This is a genomic window from Formosa sp. Hel3_A1_48, from assembly GCF_001735715.1.
Taxonomy (GTDB): Bacteria; Bacteroidota; Bacteroidia; order Flavobacteriales; family Flavobacteriaceae; genus UBA3537.
The window spans coordinates 146,671-165,404 of record NZ_CP017259.1 but is presented as its reverse complement, the minus strand read 5'-3'; the positions used below and the strand labels follow the sequence as shown (position 1 = coordinate 165,404).

Annotated in this window: 20 protein-coding genes; 8 read left to right on the top strand and 12 right to left on the bottom strand. The window is 34.6% G+C overall.

Annotated features, from left to right (window positions below):
* Nucleotides 1–22: 22 nt before the first annotated feature.
* On the bottom strand, nucleotides 23–592 hold the full coding sequence (locus FORMA_RS00810) for an L-threonylcarbamoyladenylate synthase (RefSeq protein WP_069673879.1): 570 nt from the start codon (nucleotides 590–592) through the stop codon (nucleotides 23–25).
* 99 nt (nucleotides 593–691) lie between these two features.
* Between FORMA_RS00810 and FORMA_RS00805 the strand changes: the two genes are divergently transcribed.
* The gene (locus tag FORMA_RS00805; protein ID WP_069673878.1) at nucleotides 692–1,450 is read left to right on the top strand and encodes a lipopolysaccharide kinase InaA family protein; all 759 of its coding nucleotides are present in this window, start codon (nucleotides 692–694) and stop codon (nucleotides 1,448–1,450) included.
* Nucleotides 1,451–1,455: 5 nt separating this feature from the next.
* Here FORMA_RS00805 and FORMA_RS00800 read toward each other — a convergent pair whose 3' ends face one another.
* The 5 genes from FORMA_RS00800 to FORMA_RS00780 all read right to left on the bottom strand — a co-directional run bounded on the left by FORMA_RS00800 (nucleotide 1,456) and on the right by FORMA_RS00780 (nucleotide 6,180).
* Entirely contained in the window at nucleotides 1,456–2,229 is a 774-nt protein-coding gene (locus FORMA_RS00800; protein ID WP_069673877.1) for a glycosyltransferase family 2 protein, read from the bottom strand.
* Nucleotides 2,230–2,231: 2 nt separating this feature from the next.
* A complete protein-coding gene (locus tag FORMA_RS00795; RefSeq protein ID WP_069673876.1) occupies nucleotides 2,232–3,308 on the bottom strand; it encodes a UDP-N-acetylglucosamine 2-epimerase in 1,077 nt (358 codons plus the stop codon).
* A 33-nt stretch (nucleotides 3,309–3,341) separates the two neighbouring features.
* The gene (locus tag FORMA_RS00790) at nucleotides 3,342–4,307 is read right to left on the bottom strand and encodes a Stealth CR1 domain-containing protein (RefSeq protein ID WP_069673875.1); all 966 of its coding nucleotides are present in this window, start codon (nucleotides 4,305–4,307) and stop codon (nucleotides 3,342–3,344) included.
* Nucleotides 4,304–5,188 (bottom strand): ATP-grasp fold amidoligase family protein, encoded by an 885-nt coding sequence (locus FORMA_RS00785; RefSeq protein WP_069673874.1) that lies wholly within the window; start codon nucleotides 5,186–5,188, stop codon nucleotides 4,304–4,306. Before FORMA_RS00785 ends, FORMA_RS00790 begins: the two co-directional genes overlap by 4 nt.
* Nucleotides 5,189–5,364: 176 nt before the next feature.
* Complete coding sequence (locus tag FORMA_RS00780; protein WP_069673873.1) at nucleotides 5,365–6,180, bottom strand: 2,3,4,5-tetrahydropyridine-2,6-dicarboxylate N-succinyltransferase; 816 nt, start codon at nucleotides 6,178–6,180, stop codon at nucleotides 5,365–5,367.
* A gap of 123 nt (nucleotides 6,181–6,303) precedes the next feature.
* On the opposite strand from FORMA_RS00780, the gene ruvX reads away from it, so the two are divergent.
* The 6 genes from ruvX (at nucleotide 6,304) to FORMA_RS00750 (ending at nucleotide 10,006) form a co-directional block, all read left to right on the top strand.
* Nucleotides 6,304–6,714 (top strand): Holliday junction resolvase RuvX, encoded by a 411-nt coding sequence (gene ruvX, locus FORMA_RS00775; protein ID WP_069673872.1) that lies wholly within the window; start codon nucleotides 6,304–6,306, stop codon nucleotides 6,712–6,714.
* Nucleotides 6,715–6,776: 62 nt separating this feature from the next.
* Entirely contained in the window at nucleotides 6,777–7,370 is a 594-nt protein-coding gene (def, locus tag FORMA_RS00770) for a peptide deformylase (RefSeq protein WP_069673871.1), read from the top strand.
* An 11-nt stretch (nucleotides 7,371–7,381) separates the two neighbouring features.
* The gene (locus FORMA_RS00765) at nucleotides 7,382–7,804 is read left to right on the top strand and encodes a DUF5606 family protein (protein WP_069673870.1); all 423 of its coding nucleotides are present in this window, start codon (nucleotides 7,382–7,384) and stop codon (nucleotides 7,802–7,804) included.
* Nucleotides 7,805–7,827: 23 nt separating this feature from the next.
* On the top strand, nucleotides 7,828–9,210 hold the full coding sequence (locus FORMA_RS00760) for an MATE family efflux transporter (RefSeq protein WP_069673869.1): 1,383 nt from the start codon (nucleotides 7,828–7,830) through the stop codon (nucleotides 9,208–9,210).
* Entirely contained in the window at nucleotides 9,207–9,437 is a 231-nt protein-coding gene (locus FORMA_RS00755) for a hypothetical protein (protein ID WP_069673868.1), read from the top strand. Before FORMA_RS00760 ends, FORMA_RS00755 begins: the two co-directional genes overlap by 4 nt.
* Nucleotides 9,434–10,006 (top strand): phosphatase PAP2 family protein, encoded by a 573-nt coding sequence (locus FORMA_RS00750; protein ID WP_231924996.1) that lies wholly within the window; start codon nucleotides 9,434–9,436, stop codon nucleotides 10,004–10,006. Before FORMA_RS00755 ends, FORMA_RS00750 begins: the two co-directional genes overlap by 4 nt.
* Here FORMA_RS00750 and meaB read toward each other — a convergent pair.
* Nucleotides 9,980–11,074 (bottom strand): methylmalonyl Co-A mutase-associated GTPase MeaB, encoded by a 1,095-nt coding sequence (gene meaB / locus FORMA_RS00745; protein ID WP_069673866.1) that lies wholly within the window; start codon nucleotides 11,072–11,074, stop codon nucleotides 9,980–9,982. The two genes, FORMA_RS00750 and meaB, sit on opposite strands and share 27 nt — an antisense overlap.
* 107 nt (nucleotides 11,075–11,181) lie before the next feature.
* Between meaB and FORMA_RS00740 the strand changes: the two genes are divergently transcribed.
* On the top strand, nucleotides 11,182–11,865 hold the full coding sequence (locus FORMA_RS00740) for a peptidoglycan DD-metalloendopeptidase family protein (RefSeq protein ID WP_231924995.1): 684 nt from the start codon (nucleotides 11,182–11,184) through the stop codon (nucleotides 11,863–11,865).
* 4 nt (nucleotides 11,866–11,869) lie between these two features.
* On the opposite strand, the gene secA is transcribed toward FORMA_RS00740, so the two are convergent.
* The 5 genes from secA to FORMA_RS00715 all read right to left on the bottom strand — a co-directional run bounded on the left by secA (nucleotide 11,870) and on the right by FORMA_RS00715 (nucleotide 18,728).
* Nucleotides 11,870–15,226, bottom strand: a complete 3,357-nt coding sequence (secA, locus tag FORMA_RS00735) for a preprotein translocase subunit SecA (protein WP_069673864.1) — start codon at nucleotides 15,224–15,226, stop codon at nucleotides 11,870–11,872.
* Nucleotides 15,227–15,348: 122 nt separating this feature from the next.
* Nucleotides 15,349–15,570: a DUF2795 domain-containing protein gene (locus tag FORMA_RS00730; protein ID WP_069673863.1), complete on the bottom strand. Its 222-nt coding sequence runs from the start codon at nucleotides 15,568–15,570 to the stop codon at nucleotides 15,349–15,351.
* 143 nt (nucleotides 15,571–15,713) lie between these two features.
* On the bottom strand, nucleotides 15,714–16,277 hold the full coding sequence (locus FORMA_RS00725) for a cob(I)yrinic acid a,c-diamide adenosyltransferase (protein ID WP_069673862.1): 564 nt from the start codon (nucleotides 16,275–16,277) through the stop codon (nucleotides 15,714–15,716).
* Between the two features lie 31 nt (nucleotides 16,278–16,308).
* Entirely contained in the window at nucleotides 16,309–16,872 is a 564-nt protein-coding gene (locus tag FORMA_RS00720; protein ID WP_069673861.1) for a hypothetical protein, read from the bottom strand.
* On the bottom strand, nucleotides 16,869–18,728 hold the full coding sequence (locus FORMA_RS00715; RefSeq protein ID WP_069673860.1) for an ABC-F family ATP-binding cassette domain-containing protein: 1,860 nt from the start codon (nucleotides 18,726–18,728) through the stop codon (nucleotides 16,869–16,871). Before FORMA_RS00715 ends, FORMA_RS00720 begins: the two co-directional genes overlap by 4 nt.
* Between the last annotated feature and the right edge of the window lie 6 nt (nucleotides 18,729–18,734).

The following is an 18,734-nucleotide window of genomic DNA, read 5'->3' as shown; positions in this document are numbered from 1 at the left end:
GGATGCTGAGTAATTACGGTTACTAACGAACAATTTTCACTTCCCCATTTGTGCTTAATTTAATAATAGAAGAAGGCTTTGCTGCTGTTTTTTCTCGTTCCAAAGTTACGACATAGTCTACACCTTTTAAAATCTCATTTTCAATTTCTTGAAATACTTTTGGTGTTGGCTTTCCTGAAATATTTGCTGAGGTTGAAACAATAGGCTTTTTAAACCTTTTGAGTAATTGTCCACAAAAACCTTTTTGTACCATTCTAATGGCTAAGGAATTGTCCTGAGCTATTAAGTTTTCTGAAACACGGCGGGGGCGATCGTAAATAATAGTCGTTGGTTTATTGGCGTATTTTAGGATGTTATACGCAGTTTCAGGAATTTCTTCAATATATTCATTTAGCATTTGAATATCAGAAACCAAACAAATCATAGATTTGGAATCTTCCCGATTTTTTAGAGTAAATATATCTTGAACGGCGTCAAAATTTGTTGCATCGCATCCAATACCCCAAACGGTGTCGGTTGGGTAGAGCATTATTTTACCGCGCTTTAGTGTGTCAATAGCATTCCGTAGTTCTAAATTATAGTCAACTTCCATTGATTCTTAGAGTGTGTTTCAGTATGCAAATAAAGTGAAAATCACTAAGAATACTTAGCTATTTTATCCAAATGCTAAAAAATATTGTAATTTTGCACTATGAAAATTGTATTTAGCAAATCATATGAACCACTTCGCTCCAAAGTGATGCATTTCATAGAGAATTTTGAAATCCAAGGGCTGCAACTTGGTACCCCAAAAAGGAATAGTATTAAAGTTTTTGACTCAGATGGCCTAAAACTAAATATTAAATCGTTCAAAATTCCAAATCTTGTTAATCAATTTATTTATGATACTTTTAGAAAGAGCAAAGCTGAGCGTTCTTTCAACTATGCTAATAGACTATTAGATATGGGTATAGATACTCCTAAACCTGTTGCATATGTTCAAAATTCATCATTTTTTTCGTTTAAAGAAAGTTATTTTATTAGTGAACAACTTGATTCTGATTATACTTTTAGGGATTTGTCGCAGAATATTGACCTTGAGAATCGTGAACAAATTTTGAAAGCTTTCACCAGATTCACATTTAATTTACATGAAAAAGGAATTTATTTTTTGGACCACTCACCAGGAAATACCTTAGTAAAAATAGCAGGTGATTCTTATAAGTTTTATCTAGTTGATTTAAATAGAATGGAATTTAAGACATTAAGCTTCAACGAAAGGATTCAAAATTTTAGTCGTCTCACGCCTGATAGAAATGTGATTTCAATACTGAGCAAAGAATATGCGCGTTGTATTGGAGCTGACCCTGATTTTATATTTGAAAGGATGTGGATTAGTACAAAGAAATTTCAATATAATTTTCACAAAAAGAAAAGATTAAAGAAGAGCATTAGATTTTGGAAAAACTAAGCACTTTATTTTTTAATTAACTTCTCAGTTTTCCAAATTTTTCTGAGTTTTGTGTATTTTAAATAAGTGACATTAAAAGTTTCCTTACTTATTAGCCAACCGTTTTTTCCGTCCAAGAATCCACGCCTAAATAAATAAGCTTTTAAAAAAGCCCAGCTTGGACGCCATATAATTTTCACAATAGATGATTTTATTCCTAAATCGTAGTACGACTGAGCTGCAATACTGGAAAAACGCTCAACTTTCTCTTTATGTTCTTTATAGTCTCTGTATATCCAATGCAATAAATCTCCTTTTAATCTTCCGCTTTTACGTCCATGGTAGAGCTTAAAGCTGTCATGTGGATTAATTCCTTTCCATTCACCTGTGTTTTTTTTAAATAGTCGTAATTTTCTATCGGGGTACCAGTCAGAGTATTTAATCCATTGCCCACAATAATTATTCAAGCGATTACAATAATAGCCGTCTAGAGTCCAATTGTTTTTTATTTCTAATATTGAATTTTTTAATTGTTCTGAAAGTGCTTCATCACCATCTACAGAAAGAATATAATTAAATCTAGCTTTTGACATTGCAAAGTTCTTTTGTTCTTTATAGCCTAGAAACTTTTGTTTGATAAAGCGAACATCATGTTTTTCGCAAATTTCTTTTGTACGGTCTGTGGAGAAGGAATCTACAACTAAAATTTCATCTGCAACAGATTCCAAAGAGGAGAGGCACTTATCTAAATGTTCTGCCTCGTTGAAGGTAATAATTACTGCTGATAATTTTATTGACATGTTTACATTTTAGGTTTGAAAGGTCTATTATAACTTTTTAAGGTAAAAATTCCAAGGCGCTTTCTTATTTTATATTTTCGAATAAGGTTCCACGGCTTTGCCCTCATATAAGAAGTGTCTTTAGTTAGTAAGTCAATACAAGCATCCATCACACGAGCACTTGATTGACCATCTTGATAGGGATGAAGTTCCATCGTAAATTTATTAATATTATCCAACAAGTAGGTAGGGTATTCTAGAGCTTTATTTAGTGCAGATTCAATATCTTCAACATCTTCTATTTGTACTAAATAGTTGCGTTTCACATTATGTCTAAATGTAACCACAGGTTTTTTTTGTAATAAATACTCCTGAATCGCTGACGTCGTGTCAGCAAGCATTATATCTGTTTTTTTGAATAATGGAATCAAGTCCGTCGTGTTTTCATATTTCAAATTATTATTTTGAATATTCTCCCAACGTTTAATAATTTCTTTTGGAATTTTTGGGTGAAGTACCACAATGAATTTAAATAATCCACTTTCAGATAGGTCTTTTATTTTTTTAATAACCGCATCGTTATATGCTAAGCTTAATCGTTTAGTAAATGTGGAGGCTACCATGACAGTTGGGCTGCTGTGACGTTCTCGTTTTTCTATTGGAAATAAAGGATCTACTTTACTCCAGCCTGTTTCGGCTACTTCAAAATGCTTCAGTTTTTTAGAAAGGGTTTTGAAAACAGAAGTTGTACTTGGTCCTTGAGTACAGTATAAATCAAAAAAACCTCGTATTCTAAAATGTGATTCGGTGTTTTTTTCAGGCCTTTTATGGGTTAAAAACCCATGGAAAATTTGAACTTTTAGAGCGTTAATAAAATCTGGAATATCATTAGTAACAGCTAAAATTACATGGGGTCTATAGATGCTTACTTGTTCGATAGTATTAAGCTGGTTAGTTTTGTGTTTTAGTGCTTTTTTTCCATCCTCCAAATCTGCAAACCATTGTATTTCCCAACCTCGTTTTATTATTTCTTTTTCCAAGGGCATTCCAATTGGTAAAGCATAACTGTATGAAATGTAAATCAGAAATTTATAATGCATTTATATTACTTTTTGAATCTTATTGTATTTTGTCTATTGCGGGTGAATTTTATTTTTCAACCAATTTAAAATGTATTTACATTTTTTTGGAGGACATAAATCTAAGCTTTGGCTTGCAAAAAAAAGTTTATTTTTTGAAAATAAATTAAGCTTTAATTTGTACCACAGTAGGGGTTTTTTGTAAGATCTAAAATAAAGTAACCGTCTATCTTTTTTTAGAACGCACGATTTATTTTTTATTTCAATATGGTTTGCTAGACCTTGAGGTGTAAATTGATTGATATTTCTAAATCTATACTTAATATTCCTATGAAATATTTCAGGATTGATTTTAAAAAAGGTTTCAAAAGTAGATTTTCGCATGGGGTGGGGCGTATGCCTAAAATTATAATAAGCATTAAAACCAACTAATTTTGCAGCAAGTTGTTGTGCAAATTTATGTCCTTTTCTCTGAGTTTTAAATTTTTTATAAAACTTATTTTCATCAAAACTTTTCCATCTCCCTCTTAAAACGGGTAAACCTATAATAAAAAAATCTTCTATTTTAGTTTCGTTAATTAAAAAAAAGTCGTCATTAAAGTATATAAAATGTTCAGATAAGTTTGGTATTCGGAATAAACAACTTTCTATAGATCTACAATTGAAAGTAGGTAAATAAGTTTCATGCTCTTTGAAAATTTCTTTATGATCCACAGTAGTCACAGTTCTGTATTGATCTTGATTTTTTTTATTATTTAAAAATTCTGGTATTTGGTTATCTGTTACTAAAAAAATCTGTCTTACAAATGGAGCAAACTTTAGAATAGAATCAATAGTGTATTGTATTTCATTGACTTGATCAAAACGTGTTCTGAATGATTTTGACTGAATTTTCTCTTTTTGCTCTAGATAGGGTAGCATTTTTGCTTTGTGATTTTGATCTTCCCCATCAACCCATAAAATTACAACATCTACTGGGTGCGATGATTTAATTTTGTTGTCTACATGTTTTTTTGTCATCTAATTATTTTTGGAAGCGTAAAATAATCTCCGATAATTCTATTGTATTTTTCGGGATAGAACTTTTTTCGTCCATCAGATGGGTAAAAGGTCATCTCGCCAAATATTGTTTTACCGTCGATAGCATAGAAATCTACGCGAACAAAGGGGAGCTTTTCTGAAAGTACTTCAGCGCATTCAATCATTTCTTTTAGATTTACGGGTTTTTCAGGGGATTCATATATTTGTTTGAAGCGTGACACCCCAAAGGGTAAACGTTCAAAATTTAAGTCAAAAGAACCTTGTTTGTGTTCATCTTCTCTGTCCGTGTGAATATCAATGAATTTAGCTTTTCCATCAAAGCAATAAAACTTAAAATCAGTTAGAGACTTCTGATCAATTTGTTCTAGATATTTCTCAATTATTATTCTTGGCTTTACATCTTTGTAAGCCCATTCTTGACCTATTCTATAATATTGATTTATTTTTAGCCATTTTTTCAACAACTTCTTTGTTTTGTCTAGATTTAATTTATTTTTATCTCTCACTATTAGGTTGTGACCACTTGTATGTGTCGCTTTTATTACAAATTTCTCAGGTAATTCATCGAATTTAATTTCATTGACATCATCAAATACTCCATAAAATGTATTTAAAAATTGACTTCCAATTTTTTCTTCAACAAATGCTCTAACGGCAAATTTATCAACCAACTGATTCAGGGACTTTGGTCTGTAAAAAACTTTATACCAAGCAATTTTTTCAGTGAAGTCTTTTGGGTTGTTTAGATCTAATTTGTTTCCTGAAAAATATTCATAATGAATCTTTACATACAATTTTGAGGGCAAAAAACGAACCTTTCGCAAATGTCTTAAGAAGAAACGCCTTAGCTTATAAATCATTTAAAATCGGTTTATGTAAAGATAGAAAATTTTTAAAGTAAGTTAGTCAGTTCACCATGCATAATCCTAAATACTTGAAGGCGTATATTATTTTGTATTTTGAATTTAATTCATTCAAATTCTTAAATATTAAAATCAAAAAATTTCCATGAAAAACAGAATTATTTTGCTCTTATTTATACCGCAACATTATGCGTTCTGAGCGCATCATTTAGCGATGTTTTTTTATTCGTACTCTCTTTACGTTTTCCAATAATTAAAGCACAAGGCACATTAAAATCCCCAGCAGGAAATGTTTTGGTATAACTTCCAGGAATCACCACCGAACGCGATGGAACAACCCCTTTGAGTTCAATAGGTTCTGGACCTGTGACATCAATAATTTTTGTTGAACCTGTAAGAACTACATTGGCGCCCAGAACAGCTTCTTTTTCTACACGAACCCCCTCAACGACAATACAACGAGAGCCAATAAAGGCGTCATCCTCTATAATAACTGGAGCGGCCTGAAGAGGTTCTAAAACTCCACCAATTCCGACACCACCAGAGAGGTGAACATTCTTTCCAATCTGCGCACAGCTACCCACTGTAGCCCAAGTGTCTACCATAGAGCCTTCATCTACATAAGCACCAATATTCACATAACTGGGCATCAAAATGGTGCCTTTTGAAATGTAGGCACCGTGGCGAGCAATAGCATGGGGGACAACTCGAATCCCTTTAGCTTTGTAATCTTTTTTTAATGGAATTTTATCATGAAATTCAAATGGCCCCACTTCAATTGTTTCCATGGTTTGAATTGGGAAGTACATAACCACAGCTTTTTTTATCCATTCATTTACTTGCCATCCTGTTGCTGTAGGTTCAGCAACACGCAGACTTCCAATGTCTAATAACGAGACAATTTCCCGTATTGTAGCTTGTGTTTTTTCTTCTTTGAGTAGTGCGCGGTTGTCCCAAGCGGCTTCAATGGTTTGCTGTAATGCGTGCATGTAATCTAATTTTAAATGACAAATATAAATCATATTAAAAAAATGTATGTAGGTTCAAGTCAGTTTTTATAAAATATATTATTTATAAGCTTCCTAATTGTATGAAATTGTATTTTTGTCTAAATGGGTATAATCATTGCATTAGATTTTGGAAAAAAACGTACGGGTATAGCAGTAACAGATCCCCTGCAGCTAATTGCTTCTGGACTGACAACCGTCGATACTAATGGCCTTTTAGTATTCTTAAAAGAGTATTGCACTAAATGTGAAGTAGATTGTTTTGTTGTTGGTCTACCAATGCAAATGAATAATCAACCTTCCGAGAGTGAACAACTTATACAACCGTTTCTAAAAACTTTGAGAAATACATTCCCTGAGATTGCAATCGAAAGAGAGGATGAACGTTTCACCTCAAAAATGGCTTTTCAAACAATGCTCGATAGCGGGATGAAGAAAAAGAAACGAAAAGATAAAGCTATTGTCGACGAAATTAGTGCAACCCTCATCCTTCAGTCCTATTTGAACCGCAAATAATTTACCTTCCATTGTTTTATAAAATTTGAGAGTTGTATTTTTGGCATCAAAATAATTAAAGAATGATATTGCCAATAGTTGCATATGGAGATCCTGTTTTAAAAAAAAGAGCTGCAGAAATAACAGCAGATTATACAGATTTACAATCGCTTATAACCAACATGTACGAAACTATGTATGGCGCCTACGGTGTAGGATTGGCTGCTCCACAAATTGGATTATCTGTTCGAATATTCTTAGTCGATACAGCACCTTTTGCTGAAGATGAGTCGTATTCCGAAGCTGAAAGAAAAGTACTAAAATCATTCAAGAAGACATTTATTAATCCTGAAATTTTAGAAGAATCTGGTGAAGAATGGGCCTTTAACGAAGGTTGTTTGAGTATCCCCAATGTACGCGAGGATGTACTTAGGAAATCTGAAATTAAAATACGCTACCAAGACGAAAATTTTGAAACCCATACTCAGGAATTCAATGGTCTTATTGCTCGTGTAATCCAGCACGAATACGACCATATTGAAGGGGTGTTGTTCACGGATAAGGTCTCATCTCTAAAAAAACGATTATTAAAAAGTAAATTAAGCTCAATATCTAAAGGAAAAATCAATGTTGATTACCGCATGCGTTTCCCAAAAGTTTCCAAAAAAAGATTTTAAAACACACTTCAATGACATTAGATAATATTTTAGCCATTTCCAAAAAACCAGGTCTTTACAAACTTATAAATCCGAGTCGAGGCGGATATATTGTTGAGTCATTTTTAGATCAGAAACGAACATTCGTCAAGGCTGATAAAAACCTTAGTTTACTTAGTGATATTTCAATATATACTTTAGAGGGTGAAATTTCTTTAGCTGACGTATTTGATAAAATTTATAATAATGAAAAGGGTAAGGAAACTTCAACTTCTCCAAATGCTTCAAAAGATGATCTTGAAGAATATTTGTTTTCTATTCTCCCAAATTTTGATGAAGATAGAGTTTACCCAAGCGACATTAAAAAGCTATTGAGTTGGTACAATTTGCTCCTTTCTTCAGGAGTTTACGGAACTGCTTCAAAGGATGACACTCCAAAAGATGAAGAAGAATAGCCTACGACGCCTAAACTCATATAATAATGTTTTCTGATTACACTAAAGAATTTAGTTACAATTGGCGCCTAGCGGCCCCTGTTATTATGGGCATGCTTGGCCACACTATTGTTGGATTGGTTGACAATCTTATGGTGGGTCAGTTAGGAGCGGCAGAGTTAGCGGCTGTTTCTTTAGGGAACAGTTTTTTCTTTGTGGCTATGTCAATAGGCATTGGTTTTTCTACAGCCATTACGCCATTAGTTGCAGAGGCCGATTCAGAGCATAATTTCGCTAAAGGAAAATCCGCTTTTAAGCATGGATTTGTTTTGTGTTCCCTTTTGGCTATAGTATTGTTTGCCCTTATACTTCTAGCCAAGCCACTAATGTATATGATGAATCAACCTCAAGAGGTTGTGGTTTTGGCTTTACCATATTTAGATATTATAGCTATTTCCCTCGTTCCGCTTATTATTTTTCAAGCACTTAAACAGTTTAGCGACGGCATGTCACTTACTAAGTTTCCGATGTATGCTACCATTATAGCGAATGTTATCAATGTATTTTTTAACTATGTTTTGATTTTTGGGGTTTGGGGATTTCCTAAAATGGGTGTTGTTGGTGCTGGAATAGGTACTCTAATAGCGCGTTTTGTGATGATTATGCTTATGTGGTATTTTCTAAATCGTTTAGAAAAAACAAAGGCATATGTTAAAGACCTTAAACTCTTTGTTCTTGAGCATTCTATGCTTAAAAAAATAAATAGTTTAGGTCTGCCAAGCGCGTTACAGATGTTCTTTGAAGTTGGTCTTTTTACAGCAGCCATTTGGTTAAGCGGTACTTTGGGAAAAAACCCACAAGCCGCCAACCAAATAGCTCTCAATCTTTCTTCAATGACTTTTATGATTGCAACAGGTCTAAGCGTTACTGCCATGATTCGAGTGGGGAACCAGAAGGGGTTAAAACGTCCTGTTGAGCTTCGAAGGATAGCAACTTCTATTTTTATAATGGGCCTTGCTTTAGCAATATTATTTGCTCTTATCTTTCTTATTTTTAATAACGTCCTACCCACTTTTTATTTAGATTTAAATGATCTTACACACTTTGCAGACAATCAAAATGTGGTTGAGATCGCTTCTAGTCTTCTTATTATAGCTGCCTTATTTCAAATCAGTGACAGCACACAAGTTGTATTTCTTGGAGCGCTTAGAGGGTTACAAGACGTTAAAATACCTACACTCATTACCTTTTTTGCCTATTGGATTATAGGCTTTCCGGTAAGTTATTTCCTTGGAGACGCTTCCAAATATGGTAGCTCTGGGATTTGGATTGGACTTTTAGCAGGGCTTACGGCTTCCTCAATTTTTTTATATATTCGATTTAATTATCTTTCAAAACAACTTATTGCTAAAGAATTAAAGGCATGACACTACCAAAATTTATTCTCGGAGATCATTCGGACCATCCCAATGCCATTTATGTTATTCACACAGAGTTTCCTCGATTTATCATTAATCTTGAAAATGATGAATTGGAATGGCTCGAAGACTTTGATCAACAAGACGAAAAAGAACTTAAGTCTGAAGCAGAAAATGCAGTTCAACAGGCAACTTCTTTTTATGACTCAGAAGTTGCAAAATATAAAAATGAATGATGAAACTAATCGATCGACTTCTTGAGCTCGACAGTGGTTTACTATTGTATTTAAATAATCTTGGCACGCCCAGCTTGGATGCTTTCTGGTTTGCTGTTACTCATAAACTTACTTTTGTTCCTTTGTATGTGTTTTTACTTTTTTTAATGTCTAAAAACATGACCAAAAGAGCTGTTCTTTTGTTAGTAGTTTCATTAGCGTCTATGATAACATTTACCGATCAAATTACCAACCTTTTTAAGTCTGGTTTTCAGCGCTTGAGACCTTGTGCTCAAGAAGGTATTGTTGAGTTGTTGCGTCTTGGAGATTGTTCTGGATATGGTTTCTTTTCCGGCCATTCTTCTAACTCAATGGCTGCTGCTGTATTTACAATATTAATGCTCCGAACAAAATATAAAAAGTTTATTTTTTTAATGATTCCATGGAGTGTTATGGTAGGATACAGTCGTATTTATGTGGGAAAGCATTACCCATTAGATGTTATATGTGGACTAATTTTTGGCTTGTGTTCAGGATATCTGTTTTATAACTTGTTTAAAGCCTTAGAGCGAAGATTTGTGTTGTCTTAATACAGCTTGAGCCGCAACAAAAGGAGATACTTTGTTTTTTTTCACAAGTTCGATTTGTTGCTTTATGAATTTCTTGGTTTTACTGTATTGAAAGAACTCAATATTCAGTTGGTTTTTGATTGTTTGCATCATCCAATGCACATTTTGATCCTCTCGTTTTTTTTGGAAATAGCCATTAGTTGAAGTAAATTTTACATAAGCCTCTATCATTGCCCATGTTTCATCAATTCCTGTATGATCTAGTGCACTACACAACATGACTTTTGGGCTCCAGCCGGATGCATTAGCAGCGTAAAGATGCAATGCGCTTCTAAAAGCACTCATCGCCAATTTCGCCGCATCTTTATTTGATCCATCTGCTTTATTAATTAATATGGCATCAGCCATTTCTACAATCCCTCGTTTTATTCCTTGAAGTTCATCACCAGCACCAGCAAGTTTAAGCAAAAGAAAAAAGTCTACCATCTCATAAACTGCAGTTTCCCCTTGGCCAACTCCCACAGTTTCAACCAGAATTCTGTCGTATCCAGCAGCTTCACACAAGATAATTGCTTCTCTAGTATATTGCCCAACCCCGCCTAAGGTTTTTCCGGAAGCTGTTGGACGTATAAAGACATTAGACTCACGGACAAGTTCAGTCATCCTAGTTTTATCTCCTAAAATACTCCCTTTGCTTTTACTGCTGCTTGGATCTACAGCCAGAACAGCAATTTTATTACCTTTTTTGGCTAGAGTTCTGCCAATGGCTTCAATAAAGGTGCTTTTACCAACTCCTGGAACTCCTGTAATCCCTACGCGAATCGATTTGGTTGCTTCGATGCTTAAACAATGTTCAATAAGTTTATTTGACAACACCCTGTCTTCAGCCTTAGTACTTTCAATTAGAGTAATTCCTTGACTCAACGAAGTGGTGTCGCCTGAAGTTATCCCTTTAAAAAGCTCATCTACAGTGCGTTTTATTTGCCGTTTTTGTTTTAGTTTTTCAACAGCATTTTTGTTGGTTATTTCTTGATAAGAAACCCCTTTTTGTTCTTTTACTCCTTTAAAAATTTTATTCTTTTTCTCCAATACTTTATTTTAAAAAGCGTCCCTATTTTTAATTGTCTAAGCCAAAGTTAAGGATAATTTTTGGGCTGTACTTTTAAAATCTTGTTGGCATATAGTATATTTACTAAGTGAATTTCGAAAAATTATTAGTAAATTTTTGTACTAAGCCTGTAATGGTCATTGCGCCGGAAATAGGGATTGAGTCTTATATTTCAATTGATCTTTCAATTCAAAATACTTCTTTGAGTATCAATGATTTAAGGAGCTCTTCTTCTTTTTCAAATTACATCAATGCTTATTTGGAATCGCATTCTAAGCAGATTGCCTATGGTGGGTATTTGGAGCGACGCCTTCTCTACAGTCGTAGCATACATTTCAACACAAATAAGAACCATCAACGTGATATCCACCTGGGCATAGACCTGTGGTGTGTAGTAAATACAGCTGTTACAGCAGCGTTTTGTGGTAGAATACACAGTTTTAAAAACAACACAAATTTCGGCGACTACGGTCCAACTATTATTATTGAACACCAGTTTGATGAGTTTCAATTTTTTACTCTTTACGGCCATTTATCTTTAGCTTCAATTGCAGCTCTTGAGGTAGGTCAACACATAAAAGCAGGGGAGGTGATTGGTTTTTTGGGTTCTTCTAAAATTAACGGAGATTATCCACCTCATTTACATTTTCAAATCATTAAGGATTTGCAAGGAAACTTTGGAGATTACCCAGGAGTTTGTAACAGTAGATCACTTGATTTTTACAAGAATAACTGTCCAGACCCAAGCTTGATTTTGAAGTTAGAAGGGTAGAGGCTTAGGCAATTTTGACCAAAATCCATTCCCCCTTTTTAATAAGTGGTTCAGCTTGTTTGTATTTAACAGTTTTCGATTCTCCACTCATTACATTTTTGATTACCACTCGGTCATTTCGGCCGATTTTTGGTTGCTCTCTAACAATCGTCTCAACTACTTGAGACCTGCGCTGTGTGTTCCCTGCAGCTCTTGATTCCGCTGCACGCTCGTCCATGTTTGGAATTACGTCTTTTGAGGTTTGAACTTTTTCACGGCGTCTTGATTTTGCTTCTTGAATCGTATTGGCGGTCTCTCGAGGTATTTCTCCTTTGAATAAAAATGAAATTACATCTTTATTGACCTGATCAATCATGGCCTTAAACAATTCAAAGGATTCAAACTTATAGATCAGTAGTGGGTCTTTTTGTTCATGTACGGCAAGCTGTACAGATTGTTTTAATTCATCCATTTTACGAAGATGTGTTTTCCAAGACTCATCTATGATAGCTAATGAAATGTTTTTTTCGAAATCTGTAACCAATTGTTTACCGTTAGTTTCATAGGATTTCTCTAAATCTGTAATGACTTGAAGTGTTTTGGTACCATCGGTAAAGGGCACTACAATCCTTTTAAACTTATCGCGCTGTGTTTCATAAACATTTTTGATAACTGGAAATGCTAGGTCAGCATTTCGCTCCATTTTATCTTCATAATGTTCAAAAGCGACTTTATATATTTGTCTTGTGATTTCTTGTGCTGATGCGTTTTCAAATTCACTTTTATCCAATGGTGAACTCATTGAAAAATAGCGAATTAGTTCGAATTCAAAGTTTTTAAAGTCGTTTGTATCTTTATTATATTGTGTGATAATTTCAGCGGTATCGTACACCATATTGGCTAAATCTACTCGTAAACGTTCTCCGTTCAGTGCATTAAATCTTCTCTTGTATACCACCTCACGCTGTGCATTCATAACGTCATCGTATTCAAGCAATCGCTTACGAACACCAAATTGGTTTTCTTCAACTTTTTTCTGCGCACGTTCAATAGATTTTGAAATCATTGAATGCTGAATCACTTCGCCTTCTTCAAGACCCATTCGGTCCATCATTTTAGCGATACGCTCACTTCCAAACAAGCGCATTAAATTATCTTCTAAGGAAACATAGAATTGAGAACTGCCTGGATCGCCTTGGCGTCCTGCACGTCCCCTTAGCTGCCGGTCTACACGACGAGAGTCGTGGCGCTCAGTCCCTACAATGGCAAGCCCACCAGCTTTCTTAACTTCCTCAGACAACTTGATATCTGTACCCCGACCTGCCATATTTGTAGCTATAGTCACCTGTCCTGGTTTTCCAGCTTCGGCTACAATATCAGCTTCTTTTTTGTGTAATTTGGCATTTAAAACATTGTGCGGTATCTTTCTGATACTAAGCATTTTACCTAGCAATTCACTAATTTCAACACTAGTGGTTCCTATTAATACGGGGCGTCCAGATTGAGAAAGATCAGTTACTTCATCAATAACAGCATTGTATTTTTCACGTTTAGTTTTGTATACTAAATCTTCTCTGTCGTCTCTTGCAATTGGGCGATTTGTTGGAATTTCTACTACATCGAGTTTGTAAATTTCCCAGAACTCACCAGCTTCTGTAACCGCTGTTCCTGTCATCCCCGATAATTTTCGGTACATACGGAAATAGTTCTGCAGTGTAATGGTAGCAAAGGTTTGTGTGGCTGCCTCAATTTTTACGTTTTCTTTTGCTTCAATTGCTTGGTGTAGCCCGTCACTGTAGCGCCGTCCGTCCATAATTCGGCCAGTTTGCTCATCTACAATCATGACTTTATTGTCCATTACCACATATTGGATGTCTTTTTCAAATAAAGCATAGGCTTTAAGCAATTGATTCATGGTGTGAATTCGTTCCGATTTCACACCAAATTCTCTAAATAATTCTTCTTTGAGTTTGGCTTCTTTTTCAGGAGCTAAGTTTTGATCTTCAATTTTTGAAATTTCCATTCCCATTTCTGGCATGACAAAAAAGTTAGGATCATCTACTCCAGAGAGGTAATCAACACCCTTGTCAGAAAGTTCAATTTGATTGTTTTTTTCATCAATAACATAATAGAGTTCTGCATCCACTTTGGGCATTTCTCTGTTATTGTCCTGCATGTAGAAGTTTTCTGTTTTTTGCAACAGTTGTTTTATACCTTCTTCACTCAAAAATTTAATAAGTGCTTTGTTTTTTGGAATCCCTCTGTAAACACGCAATAATTGAAAACCACCTTCTTTGGTATCTCCATTTGCGATGCTTTTTTTAGCCTCTGCCAAAACTCCTGTAAGATACTTTCTTTGCACGCTAACAATATCCTGAATTTTTGGTTTTAGTTCCATAAACTCATGACGATCGCCCTGGGGTACTGGTCCTGAAATAATTAGAGGTGTTCGTGCGTCATCGATAAGTACCGAATCAATCTCATCGACTATTGCGTAGTGGTGTGGTTTTTGCACCAGATCATCTGTTGTGTGCGCCATATTATCGCGCAAATAATCAAAACCAAATTCGTTGTTTGTGCCATAGGTAATATCTGCGTTATAAGCTTTCTTTCGCTCAGCAGAATTAGGTTTGTGCAAATCAATACAATCGACACTCATACCATGGAATTGAAAAATTGGTGCCATCCATGCGCTGTCCCTTTTCGCCAAGTAATCGTTCACAGTAACAAGATGTACCCCTTTTTCTGTTAATGCATTTAGATAGACGGGAAGGGTAGCTACTAAGGTTTTACCTTCACCTGTCTGCATTTCAGCAATTTTTCCTTGATGCATGGCTACGCCACCAATCAATTGAACATCGTAATGAATCATGTCCCATGTGATGGGTTTGCCTGCAGCATCCCAAGAGTTTGCCCAAAGCGCATAATCACCTTCAAGAGTGACGTAGGGTTTTCTTCCAGCTATTTCACGGTCAACAGCGCTAGCTCTTACTTTTATTGAAGTGTTTTGGACAAAGCGTTTTGCCGTTTCTTTAACTACAGCAAATGCTTCAGGTAAAATGGCATTGAGAACATCTTGTGTAGTACTGTATATTTTATCATTCAATTGATCTATTTCTTCGTAAAGTTCTTCTTTGTGATCAATATCAGTACTGTTGTTAATTTCTTTGCGTAGTTCTTCTATTTCCTTTTCAAGTTCTGCACAAGCAACTTTAATTCTTGATTTAAATTCCTCTGTTTTAGCTCGAAGTTCATCATGACTCAAAGTGGCAACTTTGGGCTCAAATAGCTTGATTTCTTTAACGATAGGCATTATGGCCTTTACGTCTTGTTTGGATTTATCACCAACAAATACTTTTAAAACTGAATTGAGTATACTCATTATGGTGTTGTTCTAATTACTGTCTTTGATTCTCAGAATATAAGACTGTCAAATATACGGCTTGTTCTTAATTTTAGGGAATAATTAACCCAAAAAAAAAGTCTCAAAAGAGACTTTTTGGTTTAGTATTCATCTTCATTCCAAAGATAGTCTTCGTCAGAAGGATAATCTGGCCAAATTTCTTGAATTGAGTCATAAGTTTCACCCTCGTCCTCTATAGCTTGTAAATTCTCTACAACTTCAAGCGGAGAACCAGTTCTTATAGAATAATCAATCAACTCATCTTTTGTTGCAGGCCATGGTGCGTCACTTAAGTACGATGCTAATTCGAGTGTCCAGTACATAATTATAATGTATTTATTTTTTGCAAAAATAAATTTTTACCTGAAAAAGGCAAGAAAAAATACATATAATTAGTTTGGAGTTATTAACTTTTTTTTGATTTGTATTTTATGGGCGAAAAAAATGCAAATTAATCAAACGAAAATCATTCGTTTTTTGAGGGAATCCACTTCAATTCTTCAGCTTTATGTTGTTTGGCAATTAGCCTTGCAAGTACAAATAAATAATCAGACAGGCGATTTAGGTAGATGAGTATGTTTGAATTGATATCATGAAGTTCAGCTATTTGGCTTACTCTACGTTCTGCTCTTCTACAAACACAACGAGCGATATGACAATGCGACACAATGAGGTGACCTCCTGGAAGTATAAAGTGGGTCATCGGGCTTAACAAAATATTCATTTCGTCTATTTCAGTTTCTAAAAATTCAATGGTACTGTTTTTAATTTGAGGAAGTCTTGATTTGTTTTTTTCCTTATTGACGGGACCAGAGGCTAGTTGTGCACCTAAATCAAATAAAACTTTTTGAATACTAATTAGACTTTTTATTTGGGCAGCATCATTCAAATGATCTCTTAGCAAACCGATGTTTGCATTGAGTTCGTCAACTGTTCCATAAGCTTCTACAAAAAGATTGTGTTTTTGAACTCTGCTGCCACCATACAATGCGGTGTTACCTTTGTCTCCGGTTTTTGTATAAATCTTCATAGAGCGAAATTAGACTCTAAAGTTAAGAAAATTATACACGAATTGTAAAGTGTTCTTTGTTTTGTTCCTTTCGAAAATATAAAAACCCAAAATAAAACGTATCTATACTCACACGAACTAAAGGATTGGATTTAAGTACTTTCCACTGTCTAAAGTCTTCTGGAGATTGGCGTATACCTTCAATGATTACTACAGAATCATTACTGCATGAACTTAAAATACGATCCAAACCTGAATCATTAGTGATGGACTTTAGATAAATTAGTAGTGTGGTCTCAAAACTTTTAATTTTCGGAATTTTTCCCGAATAAATTGACACAATTGGCCCATGGTCGGACAAGGAAAGTGCGGTTTCTAGATTTTCACTCAATGTATTTGGGTGGTAAATAGTTTTAAATTCATAATAATTTATAAATCGATAGATTAATTTTGCTTTTTTGAAATCTTTGGAATTAGTTTTAAGTTTTCGATGGCTTTTTAGTTTTAGATTATTGTAAAAGCATTTGGTGACCAAGGCATACACAAAAGGGGAGTGAACACCATGTTGATTTTTGGAGTGCCACAAAAATTTGATATACAACCAAATTTGTTTCATTCGAACTTTTCAATTAGTTCCATCCAGCGGATTTCTTTTTTCTCAATATTTTCAATTAAATCTTTAAGGTCATTAGAAAGTTTCTGAATAGTCTCTACATCTAAACTAAGGTCTTCAAATTTAGATTCGAGTAGTTTTTTGTCGTATTCTAAACTTTTCAATTTGCTCTCTAAGTTCTTTAGCTCTTTTTGCTCATTAAAACTTAGTTTTGCCACTGAATCTGCTTCAGTGTTGTGTTTTTTACTTGCCTTTAATTTGGTTGGGCTATTATTTGGTTTACTGTCTTCATAAAATCTATAATCTGTATAATTACCAGGGAAGTTTTCTACAATACCATTACCCTGAAACACAAAAAGATGATCAACAATTTTATCCATAAAATAACGATCGTGCGACACTACAATCAAACAGCCTGGAAAATCCAAAAGAAAATTTTCTAGAACATTCAACGTAACAATATCCAAATCATTTGTGGGTTCGTCCAAAATCAGAAAGTTTGGGTTTTGTATTAAAACGGTACATAGATAGAGCCTTTTACGCTCTCCACCACTTAGTTTTTCCACAAAATCATACTGTTTTTGTCGGCTAAAAAGGAAGCGTTCTAACAGTTGCTGCGCACTTATTTGTCGTCCTTTTTTAAGTGGAATGTAATCGCCATAATCTCTTACGATGTCTATAACTTTTTGCTGTGGTTTTGGTTGGATGCCTTGTTGGGTGTAATAGCCAAACTTTAGTGTTTCGCCATATACAATTTTTCCGCTGTCTGGTTTTAGCCCTCCTGTAATCATGTTCAGAAAAGTTGACTTTCCTGTTCCATTTTTTCCTATTATACCGATGCGCTCACCTTTTTGAATCGTATAACTGAATCCATCAAGAATGATTTTTTCATCAAAGGATTTAGAAACCTTGTGCAGTTCTAAAATTTTTGCACCCAGACGTTCCATGTTAATTTCTAGTTGTATTTCATGGTCTTGGCGGCGCTGATGCGCTCGTTTTTTAATGTTCTGAAAGTCGTCAATTCTAGATTTGGATTTTGTGGTTCTGGCTTTAGGTTGTCTTCTTATCCACTTGAGTTCTTTTTTGAAGAGTTGTTTTGCTTTATTGGTTTCTGTAGCTTCATTCTGTATGCGCTCTTCTTTTTTCTCTAGGAAATATGAATAATTACCTTTGTAAGAATAAATTTTTCCATGATCTAATTCTATTATTGTGGAGCATACACGTTCAAGAAAATAGCGGTCATGCGTCACCATGAAAAGTGTAATACTCTCTTTTTCAAAAAAAGCTTCAAGCCATTCGATCATCTCCAAATCTAAGTGGTTTGTAGGTTCATCCAAAATCAGTAAATCCGGCTTGCTAAGCAGGGTTGTTGCCAAAGCGAGCCGCTTTTTTTGTCCACCTGACAGAGCATTTACTTTTTCATCTAAATCGTTGAGTTTTAGCTTGTATAAAATCTGGGTGTATTTGTTTTCAAAGTCCCAAGCCTGAAAGCGTTCCATTTCATCAAAAGCAAATTGGTATGTTTTGGTGTCATTCGGATTTTCTAAGGCTTTATGGTAATTTTCAATAACTTTTAAGATTGGGTTATCGGAAGCAAATATTGATTCTCTAATACTCAAGAGAGGGTTTAATTTTGGTTCTTGAGAAAGAAATGCCATACGCACATCTTTTCTGTATATGATTTTACCAGAATCTGGAGTGTCTGACCCTGTCAAAATATTTAGAATGGTTGTTTTTCCGGTACCATTTTTTGCAATAAATGCTACTTTTTGGTCTTTATGGATACTAAATGAGAGGTGCTCAAAAAGAGATAGTTCTCCAAAGGATTTTGATATATCTTCAACGTTTAAGTAATTCAATTGCTT